Genomic DNA, 265 nt, shown 5'->3' with positions numbered 1-265 from the left:
CCGCATCGTGACCGTCGGTGAACTTGTCGTAGTGAATGGCCTCGAGCGAAACCCCGTGCTGCACCAGCATTGCGATGCCTGCGTCAATCATGGGCGGTGGTCCGCATAGATAGCCTTCCGCACCGTCAGCCATCGCCGCGGTGATGAAATCGCTGACCAGGCCTCGGGCGCCTTCCCAGGGGCTGCCCGGGGAATCGTGAGACAACACCGGGATAAATTCGAAAGGATCGGGCCAGTTTCCGGCAAGCTCCCGGATGGCATCGAG

General features: G+C 61.9%; 1 pseudogene. It reads right to left on the bottom strand.

Annotation, left to right across the window (positions count from 1 at the left end):
- Positions 1 to 265, bottom strand: a pseudogene (locus tag SB764_RS41185) (monooxygenase); the annotation flags it as partial.

It is taken from the genome of Paraburkholderia sp. SIMBA_027 (assembly GCF_046535315.1).
GTDB lineage: Bacteria > Pseudomonadota > Gammaproteobacteria > Burkholderiales > Burkholderiaceae > Paraburkholderia > Paraburkholderia tropica.
The sequence above is the reverse complement of the archived record's forward strand: the minus strand, read 5'-3'. Positions and strand labels throughout refer to the sequence as shown.